The sequence below is a fragment of the Nereida sp. genome, from assembly GCF_965655635.1.
Classification (GTDB): Bacteria; Pseudomonadota; Alphaproteobacteria; order Rhodobacterales; family Rhodobacteraceae; genus Nereida.
The window spans coordinates 1-15,774 of the sequence record NZ_CBFHHE010000037.1; the positions used below are offsets into that span (position 1 = coordinate 1).

A 15,774-nucleotide genomic window follows, 5' to 3' on the forward strand; every position below is an offset into this window, starting at 1 on the left:
ACAAGGGTCTGAAAAAGCGTACTTTCGTATCAGTCACGCCGCGCGCGGAAGCTGCTGAATAAACAGCCGACGTCCTAAGAAAATTAAAGGGATCGGCCATTAGGCCGGTCCCTTTTCTTTTGTCACATTACTTTTGCAATTCTTGCATATTGCCAGTGCTTTATTGGGGCTCATTAAGTGCTCGGCACCTTATCTCCGCGACACTAATTTAGCGCAACTTGATGCGCGAATAAGCGAAAGGTCATCATCATGAATGTCGATACAAAAGCATCCGTCATTTTATGTGACCGTTTCGTCTTGCGCCCTTTGCGGGCCTCTGACCGTGGCTTGATCAAGATGTACACAAGTGACGAGCGTTTAGCCCGCAACACTGAATCAATCCCTCACCCGCTTCCGCCTGGTGCAACCAAGGCGTTTATTGACCGTGGCTTAGCCGAAAATAGTGAGCATGACATCTGGGTCATGGACGGCTCTGATCATGGTCTGGCCGAAGTTTTGGGTGTGATCGCGCTTAAGCGTCTGGACGACCGACAATCTGAGATTGGCTATTGGGTTGCTCCTGCGTTCTGGAACACTGGTTTTGCGTCTGAAGCTCTTGGTGCTATTGTGGAGGCAAACCCGCAGGGTGCTGAAACGCTTGTCGGCCAAGTCTTCCAAGATAATCCCGCCAGCGGCAAAGTACTGACCCATTGTGGCTTTCAGTATCTGGGGGACGCGGAGGTGTTTTGCGTGGCGCGCGATGCGGCAGTCCCGACGTGGACATACCTGCGCAAATGTGGCTAAAGACAGATTAACGAGGTGGCTAGTCCCCTCAACAGGTTTCGCTGCGCAAGGCTGCACTAAGGACATAATATGAAATTCCTCGATTTGGCCAAAGTCTATATCCGTTCCGGCGCGGGCGGGGGCGGTGCGGTTAGCTTCCACCGTGAAAAATTTGTTGAATACGGTGGCCCGGATGGCGGCGATGGTGGGCGTGGCGGTGATGTCGTTGTGCAATGTGTCGATGGGTTGAATACCTTGATCGACTTCCGCTACCAGCAGCACTTTTTCGCTAAAAACGGTGTTCCAGGTATGGGTAAACAGCGCACTGGTGCAGATGGTGATGACATTATTTTGCGCGTTCCAGTTGGCACCGAAGTACTGGATGAAGATCAGGAAACTGTCATTGCTGACATGACGGCTGTTGGCCAGCGGGTCATTTTGGCCAAGGGTGGCAATGGTGGTTTCGGCAACCTTCATTTCAAATCATCAACAAACCAAGCACCGCGCCGCGCCAATCCTGGCCAAGAGGCAGTTGAGCGGACCCTTTGGCTGCGTCTGAAACTGATCGCTGATGCCGGGCTTTTAGGGTTGCCGAATGCTGGTAAATCCACGTTTTTGGCCGCAACGTCTAATGCGCGACCGAAAATTGCTGATTATCCTTTTACTACTTTGCACCCGAACCTTGGGGTGGTCGGCATTGATAATGCTGAATATGTCGTTGCGGATATTCCGGGCTTGATCGAAGGTGCGTCTGAAGGGCGCGGGATCGGCGACCGTTTCCTTGGCCACGTTGAGCGGTGTGCAGTGCTGTTGCACCTAATCGATGGTACGTCCGACACTGTAGTTGAAGATTACAAGACGATCATTGGTGAGTTGGAAGCTTATGGTGGTGAGCTGGCAGCGAAAGATCGTGTGACCGTTTTGAACAAGATTGATGCTCTCGATGACGAAGAGCGGGCCGATCTGAAGGCAGATCTTGAAAAGGCGGTCGGTGGTCCCGTGATGCTGATGTCGGGCGTGAGCCGTGAGGGTCTTGATGCCGTCCTTCGCAAAGTGCGCGCCGAGATTGAAGCGGACCGTGCCCGCGAACGCGCAGCCGGTGCTGAGGAAGAACCATGGCGTCCTTAACAGCGGCGAACCGCATTGTTCTTAAGATCGGGTCGGCTTTGTTGGTTGACCGCGAAAGTGGCACTTTGTGCGCCGAGTGGTTGTTGGCCTTGGCGCAAGACGTCGCTTGGCTCAAAAGCTTGGGTAAAGACGTTGTTTTGGTCTCATCGGGCTCGATTGCACTGGGTCGTGAGGTTCTGGGGTTGCCCGCTGGCGAGTTGGCGCTTGAGCAGTCTCAGGCAGCGGCATCTGTCGGGCAAATTAGGTTGGCCCGCGCATATGAGGAGGCATTGGCCCCCCACGGTATCAAAACGGGGCAGGTGCTTGTTACGCTCGAGGACTCGGAGGACCGTCGCAGATATCTAAATTCGCGCGCAACGCTGTCACAATTGTTGAGCCTTGGTGTTGTGCCGATCGTTAATGAAAACGATACGATCGCAACTGACGAAATTCGGTACGGTGATAACGACCGGCTGGCCGCACAAGTGGCGGTGACTGTCGGGGCAGACCAGTTGATTTTGCTCTCGGATGTTGATGGGTTTTATTCCGCTAATCCGCAATCGGATGCGTCGGCGCGCCGATTTGATGTGATTGAAGAAATTACACCTGAAATTGAAGCAATGGCCGGTGATGCCCTGTCGGGGCTATCCAAAGGCGGAATGAAGACCAAACTTATGGCTGCAAAAATGGCAACGGATGCTGGCTGCGCCATGGCGATCACATTAGGAACGCCGCGCAACCCGCTGAAGATGTTTGAAGAAGGCGCAAACTCAACATGGTTTAGTGCAACGGAAAGCCCGCAAGGTGCGCGTACCCGTTGGATTGCTGCGATGATGCCCAAAGGTTCTGTTACGATTGATGCTGGTGCTGCGAAGGCGCTGCGGTCGGGCAACTCCCTTTTGCCCGCAGGGATCATAGCAGTCAGCGGGATATTTGGCCGCGGCGACCCAGTTGAGATACTTGATATTTCTGGCGGGCATGTGGGGCAGGGATTAACCCGCTATACCAGTACGGAGGCCACAGTTTTAAAGGGTCACAAGACGGCTGAAATTGCAGGGTTGCTCGGGTACGCGGGGCGCGCGGCATTAATCCACCGTGACGATATGGTGCTTTAGGCCAACAGATTGGACAAACATATGACCGATACACATAACATTCCCGCATTGATGCAAGACATCGGCCAACGTGCAAAAGCCGCAAGTGTTGCCTTGGCGAACGCCAGAGCTGAGCGGAAACACGCGGCGCTGATCTCGGCCTCTGAAGCTTTGTTGAAGACCCGCGATGCGGTGGTTGAGGCAAATGCCCTTGATCTTGAATACGGTCGCACCAAAGGCCTTAGCCCCGCGATGATGGACCGCTTGATGTTGGACGAAGAGCGTATTCGCGGTATCGTGGATAGCCTGCGCGCAGTGGCAGAACAGGCCGACCCTGTCGGAGAAGTCATCGCACAGTGGGATCGGCCAACAGGTCTGAATATTTCACGTGTGCGCACACCGCTTGGGGTCATCGGGGTGATCTATGAAAGCCGACCAAATGTCACGGCTGATGCCGGCGCGCTGTGCTTGAAAGCGGGTAACGCCGTTATTCTGCGTGGTGGCTCCGAGAGCTTCCATTCCTCCCGCGCCATCCATGCAGCCCTTCAGCAGGGACTTCGTGATGCCAATTTGCCTGAGGATGCAGTACAATTGGTGCCTACCCGTGATCGTGCGGCAGTTTCAGAAATGCTTAGCATGACGCAGTATATCGATGTGATCGTGCCGCGTGGTGGAAAGGGTTTGGTCGGGCTTGTGCAGCGCGAAGCGCGTGTTCCCGTTTTTGCCCACCTTGAAGGTATTGTGCATATCTACATCGACAAAGCAGCAGATCCGCAAAAGACACTTGATGTGGTGCTGAATGCAAAGACGCGCCGCACAGGGATTTGTGGTGCCGCTGAGTGTTTGCTGATCCACGAAGAGATCAAAGATAGTCTGGGCGCTGATGTAATCCGCGCGCTTTTGCAAGCAGGTGTGACCGTTGATGCGGATATGAATTTGCAGGGCATTGATGGAACGCAGGCAGCCACGGCAGACCACTGGGGGCATGAGTTTCTTGATATGGAAATTGCCGCCAAGACGGTTGTGGGACTGGATGAGGCAATGGCGCACATTCGTCGGTATGGCTCTGATCATACGGATTGTATTCTAACTGAAGACGCCACAACTGCTGAACGCTTTTTGACTGAATTGGATAGCGCAATCCTGATGCACAACGCCTCGACGCAATTTGCCGATGGTGGAGAGTTTGGCATGGGGGCCGAAATTGGAATTGCGACGGGCAAAATGCACGCGCGCGGGCCGGTTGGCGCAGAGCAATTGACCAGTTTCAAATACATCGTACGCGGCGATGGGACGATCCGGTCTTAAGTTCTGCGCCTGCGCAATATGCTTTGCTAGAATGTCATTTTGATTTCGGCGTCGCTTACTGCAACAATAAGGACGATCTGATGTTCTGTGCGCATTTGTGCGGTCAAAAAGAAATGCACATCCGACGGCCGGACCTTGGTAACTGTGGTCTCATCAGTCAGCATTGACCACAATGCCGGATCGTGACGCAGGCGCTCTGAACGGCCCGTTAGAGTGAATTGTCCTTCGTGATGTGAGACGCTTATTGTTCCACCAAACGGTAGGGCGGTTTCCAGACATTGAACACTTAGCAACGCAAATTGGGTGCGCTGGCGAAGTGGATCGTGCGTGCCGCGCCAATCAAATGTAATTCGCCCTGATCTGGAAAGCGCAGAGAAAATCGCGTTCAACTCGCTTTGACGCACAAGCTGATCAGCGCCTGCGGTGCCGTATGCCAGCCGGAAAAATTTGATGCGGGCGTTTGCCGCCTCAACACTTTCGGCGATCAGAAGCATTTCGGGTGTTTGTTCCGCACCCGTAAGCGCCATTAGTTCAACACCATTGGCAATTGCGCCCAAAGGGCTGATAAGGTCGTGGCAAATACGCGAGCCAACAAGGGCGCTGAGATCTAGCGGAGTGCTCTGAATTTCTTTGGTCATGTGGCGCCTGTCAAATAAGGACTGATGATGTCTGAGCTAAACACATTACTAGAGCCGGGGCAGTTGGTACGAAACCCCAACCAGCCCGATTGGGGCATAGGCCAGGTGCAATCCAACGTTGCGGGTAAAGTTACAGTTAATTTCCGCGAGCAGGGAAAAGTCGTGATTGTTGGCTCGCAAATCGAATTAGAGTTGGTTTTCGACCTGTAGCTACGCGTTACCTGTTGGTAATGTCTTAATATATGCGCGTTGCCAAGCGCCGGTCAGGCAAATAAGATATAACGACGGTATTGGACCGCGGGTTTTCTATACCTGAAAGGAACCCTTTGATGGGGCATTCACCAAAATTTACGGTTAGGTTGGCGGCGTCTGCGGATGACATCCGTGCGGCACAAGCTTTGCGTTATGAGGTGTTCGTCGCGGAACTTGGCGGCACCGGCCCCATGGTTGACCATGATGCGCGGCTAGAGAAAGACCAGTACGATCCGTTCTTTGAGCATCTTATGCTTTTTGATGCAGAGGCCTGTGTGGGGGTGTACCGGCTGCTATCCAGCGATGCGATGCCCAAAATTGGCCGCTATTATTCTCAGGATGAATTCGATCTTGGGCCTCTGAAGGCCAGCGGTCGCAGGTTGTTAGAACTTGGCCGCTCGTGCGTGCATAAATCCTACCGTGGTGGCGCAGCACTTATGCATTTATGGCAAGGTCTGTCAGGCTATATCGCAAAAAATGAAGTTGATATTCTGTTTGGTGTTGCCAGCTTTCACGGCACAGATGTGGATGCCCTCGCGCACCCGCTGAGCCACTTGCACCACAGGTTTTTGGCGCCACCTGAGTTGCGTGTAACCGCGACGGGCGAAACGGCAGTGGCGATGGATCAATTGGGTGAAGAACAGACGGATGCGCGCCGTGCGCTTCTTGAAACGCCGCAGCTTATTAAAGCGTATCTGCGTATGGGCGGTATGGTCGGGCAGGGCGCTTGGGTCGATCACGCATTCAACACAGTCGACGTGTGCATGGTATTGGACATGGCGCGCATTGACCAAAAACAAGCCGCACTTTATCAAAGGGCTCCACGATGACCACTTGGAATGAGGGGGAATACCCCATTGAGGCACCACTTGGCGTGCAAGGCCTAATCCGTCTGGCATGGCGTGGCACGGTACTGGCGTTTGTTACGTTCGGCTGTCTGGCCGTTTTGCTTTTGGTGCGTTTTGTTGAAAAACCGTTGTTCGGTCTGCGCCGTCCTTGGACGCCATTCATCACGCAATTTGTTTGCCAAACGGCGTTTCGGATTGTTGGCATGCGCAGGCGTGCCTTTGGCACTGTGATGCCGCAGTTCGGCGCCATCGTGGCAAACCATGTAAGTTGGCTTGATATTTTCGCCCTTAACGCCAGCAAGCGCATCTACTTTGTCGCCAAATCTGAAGTCGCGAAATGGCCTGGTATTGGCTGGCTGGCGCGGGCTACGGGCACAGTTTTCATCAACCGTAATCCCCGTGAAGCGGCCCTGCAAAAACAGATATTCCAAGACAGACTGCATGCGGGCCATAAGCTTTTGTTCTTCCCCGAAGGCACAAGCACCGATGGCAAGCGTGTTCTATCCTTTAAGCCAACGCTTTTTGCAGCCTTCTTTGAACAACCTTTGCGCGACGAACTGTGGGTGCAGCCGGTTACGCTGATTTATCACGCCCCTGATGGTGCTGAGCCACGGTTTTACGGGTGGTGGGGGGACATGGACTTTGCCCCGCATTTGCTGCGCACATTGGCTGGTGTGCGTCAGGGCGGCGTAGATGTGGTTTATCATCCACCGTTGAAGGTTTCAGACTTCGCCAGCCGCAAAGAGCTTGCCCGTGCGGCTGAGGAAATTGTACGCGGTGGTCTCGATGCCGACGAGATGTCTTAAATCATGGCCCCGTGAAGTGCTTTAAGCGCCTCTGTTGGATTTTCGGCGTCCCACACTTCGGCACCAATAGCAAAGAAATCTGAGATCGGTGCCAATGCGCGGATCGTACCCGCATCAAGACCACCTTCTGCGACGCAGGGGACTTCGATCATTTCTGACCACCACTGGAACAGATCCGGCTCAGCCAATGTTCCGTCGCCTAGCCCCGTGTCACGGCAGGGGCCAAAGCAAACGTAATCCGCGCCACCTTCGGCCGCGTTCAGCCCGTCATGGCGCGATGCCGCGCAATTACTTCCCACAATGGCATCATCGCCAAGCTCTTTGCAGGCATGGCGGATCGTGCGTGCACCATCGGTCAGATGCACCCCGTCCAGACCAAGTTTATCGACCATCAACAAATGGTGCTCGATTACGATTGCAACGTCGCGGGCGTGACACACCTCGCGGCACGCATCAGCGGCGCGTGCGATGGCGTCATCGTCGCTGCTGGCAAGGGCGAGGCGGAAACAAGCCACGTCGACCTCATCGAGCATTTGACCCAAGAGCGCGGGAAATGTGCTAAGTTCGATCTGCGGTGGCGAGATTAGATAGAGTTGTGGCGCGATGGCGTCAGCGATGTCATCGGTGGATGGTGTATTAGTCATATCTGCCCCAAACCTAGAGTGCGCAATTTTGAGGACCTCTATCAAGGGGTTGCCCTTTCGCCAAGCGGTTCGTAACAGATTGTCATGAGCAAAACGCCCCAAAATACACTCACACTGCTTGCACCGCCGACCTTTGTGTTGGTGCGCCCCCAGATGGGCGAGAATATAGGCGCGGCTGCCCGTGCCATGCTGAACTTCGGCGTCGACAGGATGCGCCTTGTTGCACCGCGTGATGGATGGCCCAATCCGGCGGCCAAGGCGATGGCATCGGGGGCAGGCCGCGTGCTTGACGGCGCGCAGGTTTACGACACTTTGGCGGATGCTTTGGGTGATTGTGATTACGTATTTGCGACGACAGCCCGCCACAGAGGGTTGACCAAACCGATCTACAGCCCCGAGGCAGCAATGGAAGTGGCTGCGGCAAAGACCGCGCAGGGCCTTAAGGTTGGCGTGATGTTTGGCCCCGAAGCTGCGGGGCTTGAGAACGACGATATTGCGTGCGCCAATGCCACAATTACCGTGCCTGTGAACCCTGAATTTCCCAGTCTGAACCTTGCGCAATGTGTCTTGCTGACGGGGTATGAGTGGCGCCGCCAGACCACGCGCGTTGAACCGCTGGCCCATGAAATGGTCAAAACCGATTGGGCGCCGCATATTGAAGTTGAGCGGCTAGCGGATCACTTTGAGCAACGGTTGGACACGGCTGGGTTCTTTTTCCCGCAGGCCAAAGCGCAAAGTATGAAAACGAACTTGCGCAATATGTGGTCACGTATGGCGCTTACCCGCGCGGATGTACAAACCCTGCACGGAATGCTGCGACAGCTTGTCTGGTCAAAAGACAGCTCGGACCGCTAGCTGTTACGCTCGATTGGGCCTATATTGCCGCCTAGATAATTGCATCAGAAGGATCGCCCGCTATGGCTAAATCACGCGCCATCTTTGAAGAGGTCTCAAGCAACGACAAGGGCAGCAACGCGCCTGTCACGGGTGGTATGGACGCAGCGCGGCGGCGCGCGCGTGGCTTTCTGAAAAGCTGGCTGATTGTTTTGTTTGCTTTGGTGGTCATGATGATTGCGGTTGGTGGCCTCACGCGGTTGACCGATAGTGGGCTAAGCATCACTGAATGGCGACCCGTGACCGGAGCGATCCCGCCAATGAATGCCGCCGATTGGGCGTCAGAATTCGAGAAATACCAAGAAATTCCCGAATATCAGCTTCAAAACAAGGGCATGAGTATGTCCGAATTCAAAGTAATTTATTGGTGGGAATGGGGGCACCGTCAGTTGGGCCGTTTCGTGGGGCTGGTCTGGGCGGTTGGCTTTTTCGGGTTGCTTGCAACGCGTCAAATGCCCGTGGGCTGGACCGGTAAGGCGGCTTTGCTCGGCGCGCTTGGGGGAAGCCAAGGGGCGATCGGCTGGTGGATGGTGTCGTCGGGTTTGGACAACGGAATGCTGGATGTTGCCAGCTATAGATTGGCGACGCATCTGGGATTGGCCTTTGTCATTCTTGGGGTGATCGCGTGGTATGTTCTACAGCTTTCGCGCAGTGACGGTGCGCTGATCCAAGCGCGTCGGCTTGGTGAACCTGCACTTGCGAAATTGGCGATTGTGTTGATTGCTCTGACGGGTCTGCAGATGTTGATGGGCGCACTGGTCGCTGGTATCGATGCTGGGCGCAATTATATCGATTGGCCTTTGATGGCTGGTGGCTTTTTGCCCCCAGATTTGTTCACCCTTGAACCACTGTGGCGGAACTTTTTTGAAGACGATGGTTTGGTGCAATTTATGCACCGTATTACTGGCTACATCTTTTTTGCTTTTGGTATTTTCATTTGGCTACGGGCGCGCCGGTCCCCTAACACGCAAACACGTTTTGCTTTCAACTTGGTGTTGGCGATGATGACTGTACAAATTGTTCTGGGCATTGTGACCGTGATGAATTCATCGCCTTGGGAATTGGCGATTGTACATCAGTTCGGCGCTGTTGTGTTGTGGGTATTGGTGCTGCGGGCACGCTTTTTGTCGATTTACCCGCTCGCACAATCTGTCAGAGGGTAGGTAAAGATGTCTTACACTGACTTGATGGCATTTGTCCGCGAAACCCAAGCGCTTGGGCAAATCGCGGGGCGATTGGGTTGGGACCAAGAGACAGTGATGCCCAAAGGTGCAGGGGCACAGCGGGCGGAAGAACACGGCGCAATGGCAAAAGTTTTGCACGCGCGTGGTACAGATCCACGCATCGCAGAGTGGCTTGACGCCGCCACGCCAGAAACGCCGGAGCAGGCCGCACAATTACGCCATATTGCAAAAAGCTATGCGCGGGCCACGAAAGTACCAGCAGATCTTGCCGCACAGATCGCCAAAGTCACATCGCTGTCCCAAGGTGCGTGGGCCGAGGCGCGTACGGCCGATGATTTTGCAGGCTTTGCGCCGACACTGTCGGAAGTTGCGGCGCTGAAGCGCGAAGAGGGCGCTGCTTTGGCTGATGGCGGAGATGTGTATGACGCCATGCTTGATGATTACGAGCCGGGTATGACGGCAGCAGAGTTGTCATCGATGTTTGATGCGCTTCGTCCGGGGTTGGTTGCCCTGCGTGATGAGGTGATGGGGCGCGAGCAACCGCCTGCGCTCGAGGGGTCGTTTGATGAGGCGCGCCAGTTGGAGCTGTCTTCGAAATTGGCGCAGGTCTTTGGGTATGATCTGTCTCGTGGGCGGATCGACAAAGCGGTGCACCCCTTTTCATCTGGTAGCGGTCAGGATGTGCGTATCACCACCCGCACTGCGGCGGATGACCCGTTCAATTGTTTTTACTCGACCATCCACGAAGTAGGCCACGCGTGTTATGAGCAAAACATTGATGACGCCTATTTGTTGACGCCCCTTGGTGCGGGTGTGTCGATGGGCGTTCATGAAAGCCAGAGCCGCATCTATGAAAACCAATTAGGGCGCAGTCGTGCATTCACGGGCTGGCTTTTTGGCCAAATGCGCGATGCGTTTGGTGATTTCGGTGTGGCAGACGAGGACACGTTTTTCCGCGTTGTGAACCGGCTGAACACGGGGTTCATCCGCACAGAGGCCGATGAGGTTCAATACAATCTGCATGTGGCCCTTCGCTTCGATCTTGAGCGTCAGTTGATGTCCGGTGCGCTTGATGTTGCTGATCTGGAGGACGCGTGGAACAGCCGTTTTGAGGCTGATTTTGGCTACGCCCCTGACCGTGCAAGCAATGGTGTGTTGCAAGATGTGCACTGGCCTGTTGGTCTGTTTGGGTATTTCGCGACCTATTCGCTAGGTAATGTTTATGCGGGGTGCTTGCATGACGCGCTGCGCAGAGACATCACGGGGCTGGATGATATGCTTGCCAAGGGGGACACCTCTGCGGCGACCGGTTGGCTGAGACGCAATGTGCAGTGCCATGGTGGGCTTTACCGTCCGAAAGAGGTCATCGCAAAGGCTTGCGGTACGTCAGAGGCAGACATCACAGAAGCGCCTTTGTTGGCCTATCTTAAAGATAAATTCGCGTCTTAGCGGCGGGCTGAAGCAACCCAAATCAGCGCAAGTGCAAGGCTCACGATGCCGTTCCAAGTAGGCATCGATAGCCCAATGAATGCCCATGCGATGTCATCGCACATCACCACTTTGCCGGCGGCGTTTGGATCCAGCAGCGCGTTGCCCGACAGGCCAGACAGACCGCCACCGGTGCAACTTGATGGGCCTTCCCACCACTTTTGCTCTACGCCTGAATGATAAAAGCCAATCGCGGACGTGGTCGCAGCAGCAAGTGCACCGAGCCAAGCAATTACGCGTGTGGGAAAAAACAACATCAAGCCGCCCAACAAGATTGCGGCAGCATGGGGCCAGCGTTGCCACAGGCACATTTTGCAAGGTGCGAGCCCGCCAAAATGCTGAAAGCCATAGGCCGCAAGCATAAGCGCGAGTGAACCACCCGCCGCGATCAAACTAAGACGCTTCATAGAAATTTCACCGCGTAAACGCCGCCAATCAAGACCAACACAAAAAGTGTGAACATCAACGGTAACCGCTTTTCGATAAAGGTTTTGATAGGGGCGCCAAATTTCCACAACAGTGCCGCGACGATGAAAAAGCGCAGTCCGCGTGCGATAATCGATGTGACGATGAATGTGCCCAACGGCATCGCGGTCCAGCCCGACATGATCGTGATGACTTTGTAGGGGAAGGGGGTGATCCCCGCGATGAGAACTGCCCAGAACCCGACGTCATTAAAGCGGCCATTGAAGGCCTCCATGCTGTCGGCTTTGCCCAAGGCCTGCAAAATTGGTTGCCCGATGGTGTCAAAGGCCAGTGCCCCGATCGCATATCCTAACAGGCCGCCCAAAACCGATGAGACAAGTGCAACACCTGCAATCACAAACGCCCTTGACGGAGCAGCAAGGATCATCGGGATCATCAAAATATCGGGGGGGATGGGAAAGATCGAACTTTCCACGAAAGACACGAGTGCGAGTACCCAAAGCGCGTGAGGGTGCTCGGCCATGAACAAAGTCCAGTTGTACAACCGTTGGATCATATGGCTTGCCTCACCGCGCTACGAAGAACTTTTGCTAACGGTGATAGCGAGATTGGGCGGGGGGTCAACCAGTGGGACAGGCTGCCTGTTTGGATATTTATAAAACAAAAGAAGGCCCTCACCGCCGCGCATTACTTTGGCAACGATGAGGGAAGGCATTTACATGGCCGCGTTGAGGTTTTGGTCGATCTTTTCCAAGAACCCTTCCGTGGTTAGCCAGCTTTGATCTGGACCGACCAGTAATGCCAAATCTTTTGTCATGAAGCCGGATTCAACTGTGTCCACGATTACTTTTTCAAGGGTTTCAACAAACTTCATAAGTTCCGCGTTATTGTCGAGTTTCGCGCGGTGCTTCAGGCCACCTGTCCACGCATAGATAGAGGCGATGGAATTTGTCGATGTCGCTTCGCCTTTCTGGTGCTGACGGAAGTGGCGCGTGACGGTGCCGTGTGCGGCCTCTGCCTCAACGATTTTGCCGTCCGGCGTCATCAATTGGCTGGTCATCAGTCCAAGCGAGCCAAAACCCTGAGCGACTGTGTCCGATTGTACGTCGCCGTCGTAGTTTTTGCAGGCCCACACGAACTTGCCTGACCATTTCATCGCCGAAGCGACCATGTCATCGATCAAGCGGTGCTCATACCAGATGCCTGCCTCTTTGAATTTTTCGGCAAACTCTGCGTCAAAGACTTCTTGGAACAAGTCCTTGAAACGTCCGTCGTAGGCTTTCAGGATTGTGTTTTTGGTCGATAGATACACAGGCCATCCAAGGTTCAGGCCGTAGTTAAACGAGGCACGCGCAAAATCAATGATTGAGGCATCAAGGTTATACATGCCCATGGCCACGCCCGCAGAGGGGCTGTCATAGACATCTTTTTCGATCACTGTGCCATCTTCGCCCACAAATTTCATGGTCAGCTTGCCAGGGCCGGGCATCAGGAAGTCAGTTGCTTTGTACTGATCGCCAAACGCATGGCGGCCAATTACGATAGGGTCAGTCCAGCCTGGTACAAGGCGGGGCACGTTTGAGCAAATGATCGGTGCGCGGAACACAACGCCGCCCAAAATGTTGCGGATCGTCCCATTGGGCGAGCGCCACATCTTTTTGAGGCCAAATTCCTTAACCCGCTGCTCATCGGGGGTGATCGTCGCACATTTGACACCGACGCCGTATTTCTTGATGGCTTCTGCTGCATCAATCGTGATTTGGTCATTGGTCTCATCACGTACTTCCATGCCCAGATCGTAGTATTTCAGATCAAGGTCGAGATACGGCAGGATCAGCTTCTTCTTGATAAAGTCCCAGATAATGCGTGTCATCTCATCGCCGTCGAGTTCAACGACGGGGTTCTCTACCTTAATCTTGGTCATGATTGGGCCCTTTGCAATTTGGCTGGCTCGTGAATCAACGGGTGTTTCAGGCTTTGGTTAGCGCAAAAACTTTTCTAACGAAAGTATAGTATGCAATTGTATACTAATAAAGAGTGAAGCAGCTACACGCTAAGTATTATTGGCAAACCATAGATCAATCTCGGGCTTTATTGCATTCCAAAGAGCGGGAAAGCCGCGTTTGATTTTTGCAGCTACACGGGCCTCAAGCTGTTCGCGTGTAACGTGATAGGTTGGCCAAGTGCCACCATGTTGTGCAAGATTGGCCAAGACGGGCTGTGCGCGGTCAATGGACTTAGCGAAGATCGCGTTGGGACTTTGGGCGGCTTCAAATTCTTGCCATAGCGCAGTCAGCTCAGCGCCTTCCTTCTGAGGCAGAAGGCCAAAAATTCGCGTAGCGGCGACCTGTTCTTGGCTTTCGATTTCGGCGGCGTCAAAGCTACCGTGGATGGGGGTGTCGCCAACGTCCACTTCAACAATATCATGGATCAGCAACATCTTGATAATGGTCGCGGCCTGCGTATCTGCCGAAAGATCTGTGGCGTGGCCAGACAAGATCAGCCCGAACATGGCGAGATGCCAGCTGTGTTCACCCGAGTTTTCTTGCCGATGGTCGCTCAAGATGGGCGTGGCGCGTAGGACTTGTTTCAGCGCGTCTGTCTGATTGATAAATGCGGTGATGTCAGCTAACGGCCCTGTCGCAGCTTGGTCGCTGTGCAACGCTTCCAGCAAGTCATACGCAGCTGGCCAAGTTTGCTTGAGGCGTGAGGCGCGGCCCGTCGCAAGGTTATCAACGCCGATTTGGATGTGCTCATCACTGGCTCGTGTGCCCGTCATGACCATCAGTTCGGGATGCAGGTGATCACAACTTCGCGCAAAAACTGCCGTGTCAGATGTGCCAGTATCAAATTCGCGCCAGAGTGTATGAAGTGCGGTACCTTGTGCGGCCGGCAAAAGCCCGAAAAGGCGCGTGGCGGCTGCTTCTTCTTTGGCGGCAATTGCGGATTGGTCGTGACGCAAATGAATTGGATGGTCGCCTGCGTCGATCTCAACAATGTCGTGGATCAACAGCATTGCAATCGCGCGATCAACGTCGACCGGTTTGGGGAAATAGGGGGCTGCGACCAGTGCAAGCAGTGCTACGTGCCAGCTGTGCTCGGCGGTATTTTCAGGGCGCGCATTGGTAGTCAAAAGGTTATTGCGGTTGATCTGCTTCAGCCGGTCAATCTCGCGCAGGAACGTCAACTGCTGATCAAGATCATCGGGCGTGTTCGGCGCAGGAACTGGCCAGTGGGCGGCATCGGTCATGTGTGTGGGCTGGTATCCATGGACGCGCGGTGGACGCGCAGAGTTTCAACTAGAAATGCGCGGGCTTTTTCAGCGGCCATTTTCGTGCGCACGTTGGTCAGGAAAGCTTCCTCAAGAGTTTGTGAGGAGGCGCCCAACACAGATGCGACCTGAATGAAAAGCCGTTCGTCGCCAATTTCTTTCTGAACTGCGATACACTCAGCGGCTAAATCAGAAGCCATCTTTTGAAGATCGTCCATGGGCGGTTCCTTAAGGGCGGAAAAATCATACTAAAAACGGTACATAAAAGGCGCAGCCGTTGAAAGCTGCGCCTCATTTCTTAGCGTGTGTTTTCAGTTAAGCGACGCTGGACGTAGCTGGTCGTTGTATCGATCAGCGTGTCCATGTGGTCTTCTTCAAAGAAGTGGCCAGCACCCGGAACCTCATCATGAGTGATCGTGATGCCTTTTTGTTCGTGCAGCTTATTGACCAGGTTTACGGTGTCCGCGGGTGGTGCGACACGGTCGTTTGAACCATTGATGATCAGGCCAGATGACGGGCAGGGCGCCAAGAACGAGAAGTCGTACATATTCGCGGGCGGTGAGACCGAGATGAAACCCGTGATTTCAGGACGACGCATCAACAGCTGCATGCCAATCCAAGCGCCAAACGAAAAGCCAGCGACCCAGCAGTGTTTGGAGTTGTTGTTCATCGACTGCAGGTAATCGAGTGCAGATGCCGCATCTGACAGTTCGCCGACCCCTTGGTCATATTCACCTTGGCTGCGTCCTACGCCGCGGAAGTTAAACCGCAGGACCGTGAAGCCCATGTTATAAAACGCGTAGTGCAGATTGTAGACGACCTTGTTGTTCATCGTGCCGCCGAATTGCGGGTGTGGATGAAGAACGATAGCGATAGGCGCGTCTTTTTCTTTCTGGGGGTGGTAACGACCTTCGAGGCGGCCTTCGGGGCCAGGGAAAATGACTTCGGGCATAGGGGTCCCTTAATGTGGCTGCGCCGCGGGGCTGCGTGCGCTTCGGACGATATCTGTTCGCGGTTCACTCAGTGCGGGGTGCGTATTGACGCCGCCGGTT

At 54.3% G+C, this 15,774-nt stretch carries 18 protein-coding genes; 10 read left to right on the forward strand and 8 right to left on the reverse strand.

What is annotated here, in order from left to right; all coding sequences use genetic code 11:
* Positions 1–249: 249 nt before the first annotated feature.
* From ACTF5M_RS09945 to ACTF5M_RS09960, 4 genes are all read left to right on the forward strand, one after another.
* Entirely contained in the window at positions 250–783 is a 534-nt protein-coding gene (locus ACTF5M_RS09945) for a GNAT family N-acetyltransferase (protein WP_438960851.1), read from the forward strand.
* A gap of 69 nt (positions 784–852) precedes the next feature.
* Complete coding sequence (gene obgE / locus ACTF5M_RS09950) at positions 853–1,890, forward strand: GTPase ObgE (RefSeq protein WP_341245708.1); 1,038 nt, start codon at positions 853–855, stop codon at positions 1,888–1,890.
* Positions 1,878–2,984 (forward strand): glutamate 5-kinase, encoded by a 1,107-nt coding sequence (proB, locus tag ACTF5M_RS09955; protein WP_438960852.1) that lies wholly within the window; start codon positions 1,878–1,880, stop codon positions 2,982–2,984. The genes obgE and proB overlap by 13 nt, the downstream gene beginning before the upstream one ends.
* A gap of 21 nt (positions 2,985–3,005) precedes the next feature.
* The gene (locus tag ACTF5M_RS09960) at positions 3,006–4,271 is read left to right on the forward strand and encodes a glutamate-5-semialdehyde dehydrogenase (protein WP_438960853.1); all 1,266 of its coding nucleotides are present in this window, start codon (positions 3,006–3,008) and stop codon (positions 4,269–4,271) included.
* A gap of 26 nt (positions 4,272–4,297) precedes the next feature.
* On the opposite strand, the gene ACTF5M_RS09965 is transcribed toward ACTF5M_RS09960, so the two are convergent.
* Positions 4,298–4,909, reverse strand: a complete 612-nt coding sequence (locus ACTF5M_RS09965; protein WP_438960854.1) for a histidine phosphotransferase family protein — start codon at positions 4,907–4,909, stop codon at positions 4,298–4,300.
* Positions 4,910–4,936: 27 nt separating this feature from the next.
* Between ACTF5M_RS09965 and ACTF5M_RS09970 the strand changes: the two genes are divergently transcribed.
* The 3 genes from ACTF5M_RS09970 to ACTF5M_RS09980 all read left to right on the forward strand — a co-directional run bounded on the left by ACTF5M_RS09970 (position 4,937) and on the right by ACTF5M_RS09980 (position 6,815).
* Entirely contained in the window at positions 4,937–5,119 is a 183-nt protein-coding gene (locus ACTF5M_RS09970) for a DUF3553 domain-containing protein (protein ID WP_048597676.1), read from the forward strand.
* A 119-nt stretch (positions 5,120–5,238) separates the two neighbouring features.
* Entirely contained in the window at positions 5,239–5,991 is a 753-nt protein-coding gene (locus ACTF5M_RS09975) for a GNAT family N-acetyltransferase (RefSeq protein WP_438960855.1), read from the forward strand.
* The gene (locus tag ACTF5M_RS09980; RefSeq protein ID WP_438960856.1) at positions 5,988–6,815 is read left to right on the forward strand and encodes a lysophospholipid acyltransferase family protein; all 828 of its coding nucleotides are present in this window, start codon (positions 5,988–5,990) and stop codon (positions 6,813–6,815) included. Before ACTF5M_RS09975 ends, ACTF5M_RS09980 begins: the two co-directional genes overlap by 4 nt.
* On the opposite strand, the gene ACTF5M_RS09985 is transcribed toward ACTF5M_RS09980, so the two are convergent.
* Entirely contained in the window at positions 6,812–7,459 is a 648-nt protein-coding gene (locus ACTF5M_RS09985; protein WP_438960857.1) for a thiamine phosphate synthase, read from the reverse strand. The two genes, ACTF5M_RS09980 and ACTF5M_RS09985, sit on opposite strands and share 4 nt — an antisense overlap.
* Before the next feature lie 84 nt (positions 7,460–7,543).
* Between ACTF5M_RS09985 and ACTF5M_RS09990 the strand changes: the two genes are divergently transcribed.
* The 3 genes from ACTF5M_RS09990 to ACTF5M_RS10000 all read left to right on the forward strand — a co-directional run bounded on the left by ACTF5M_RS09990 (position 7,544) and on the right by ACTF5M_RS10000 (position 10,986).
* On the forward strand, positions 7,544–8,314 hold the full coding sequence (locus ACTF5M_RS09990; RefSeq protein WP_438960858.1) for an RNA methyltransferase: 771 nt from the start codon (positions 7,544–7,546) through the stop codon (positions 8,312–8,314).
* A gap of 62 nt (positions 8,315–8,376) precedes the next feature.
* Positions 8,377–9,516, forward strand: coding sequence for a heme A synthase (gene ctaA / locus ACTF5M_RS09995; RefSeq protein ID WP_438960859.1), 1,140 nt, complete (start codon positions 8,377–8,379; stop codon positions 9,514–9,516).
* A gap of 6 nt (positions 9,517–9,522) precedes the next feature.
* Complete coding sequence (locus tag ACTF5M_RS10000) at positions 9,523–10,986, forward strand: carboxypeptidase M32 (RefSeq protein ID WP_438960860.1); 1,464 nt, start codon at positions 9,523–9,525, stop codon at positions 10,984–10,986.
* Here the strand turns inward: ACTF5M_RS10000 and ACTF5M_RS10005 are convergent.
* The 6 genes from ACTF5M_RS10005 to ACTF5M_RS10030 form a co-directional block, all read right to left on the reverse strand.
* Complete coding sequence (locus ACTF5M_RS10005) at positions 10,983–11,432, reverse strand: disulfide bond formation protein B (RefSeq protein WP_438960861.1); 450 nt, start codon at positions 11,430–11,432, stop codon at positions 10,983–10,985. The two genes, ACTF5M_RS10000 and ACTF5M_RS10005, sit on opposite strands and share 4 nt — an antisense overlap.
* Positions 11,429–12,007 (reverse strand): YqaA family protein, encoded by a 579-nt coding sequence (locus ACTF5M_RS10010; protein WP_438960862.1) that lies wholly within the window; start codon positions 12,005–12,007, stop codon positions 11,429–11,431. Before ACTF5M_RS10010 ends, ACTF5M_RS10005 begins: the two co-directional genes overlap by 4 nt.
* A 159-nt stretch (positions 12,008–12,166) precedes the next feature.
* Positions 12,167–13,375, reverse strand: coding sequence for an NADP-dependent isocitrate dehydrogenase (locus ACTF5M_RS10015; RefSeq protein ID WP_438960863.1), 1,209 nt, complete (start codon positions 13,373–13,375; stop codon positions 12,167–12,169).
* Between the two features lie 129 nt (positions 13,376–13,504).
* Entirely contained in the window at positions 13,505–14,701 is a 1,197-nt protein-coding gene (locus ACTF5M_RS10020) for an HD domain-containing protein (RefSeq protein ID WP_438960864.1), read from the reverse strand.
* A complete protein-coding gene (locus ACTF5M_RS10025) occupies positions 14,698–14,940 on the reverse strand; it encodes a hypothetical protein (RefSeq protein WP_438960865.1) in 243 nt (80 codons plus the stop codon). Before ACTF5M_RS10025 ends, ACTF5M_RS10020 begins: the two co-directional genes overlap by 4 nt.
* Before the next feature lie 80 nt (positions 14,941–15,020).
* A complete protein-coding gene (locus ACTF5M_RS10030) occupies positions 15,021–15,674 on the reverse strand; it encodes an alpha/beta hydrolase (RefSeq protein WP_048597666.1) in 654 nt (217 codons plus the stop codon).
* Positions 15,675–15,774 lie beyond the last annotated feature (100 nt).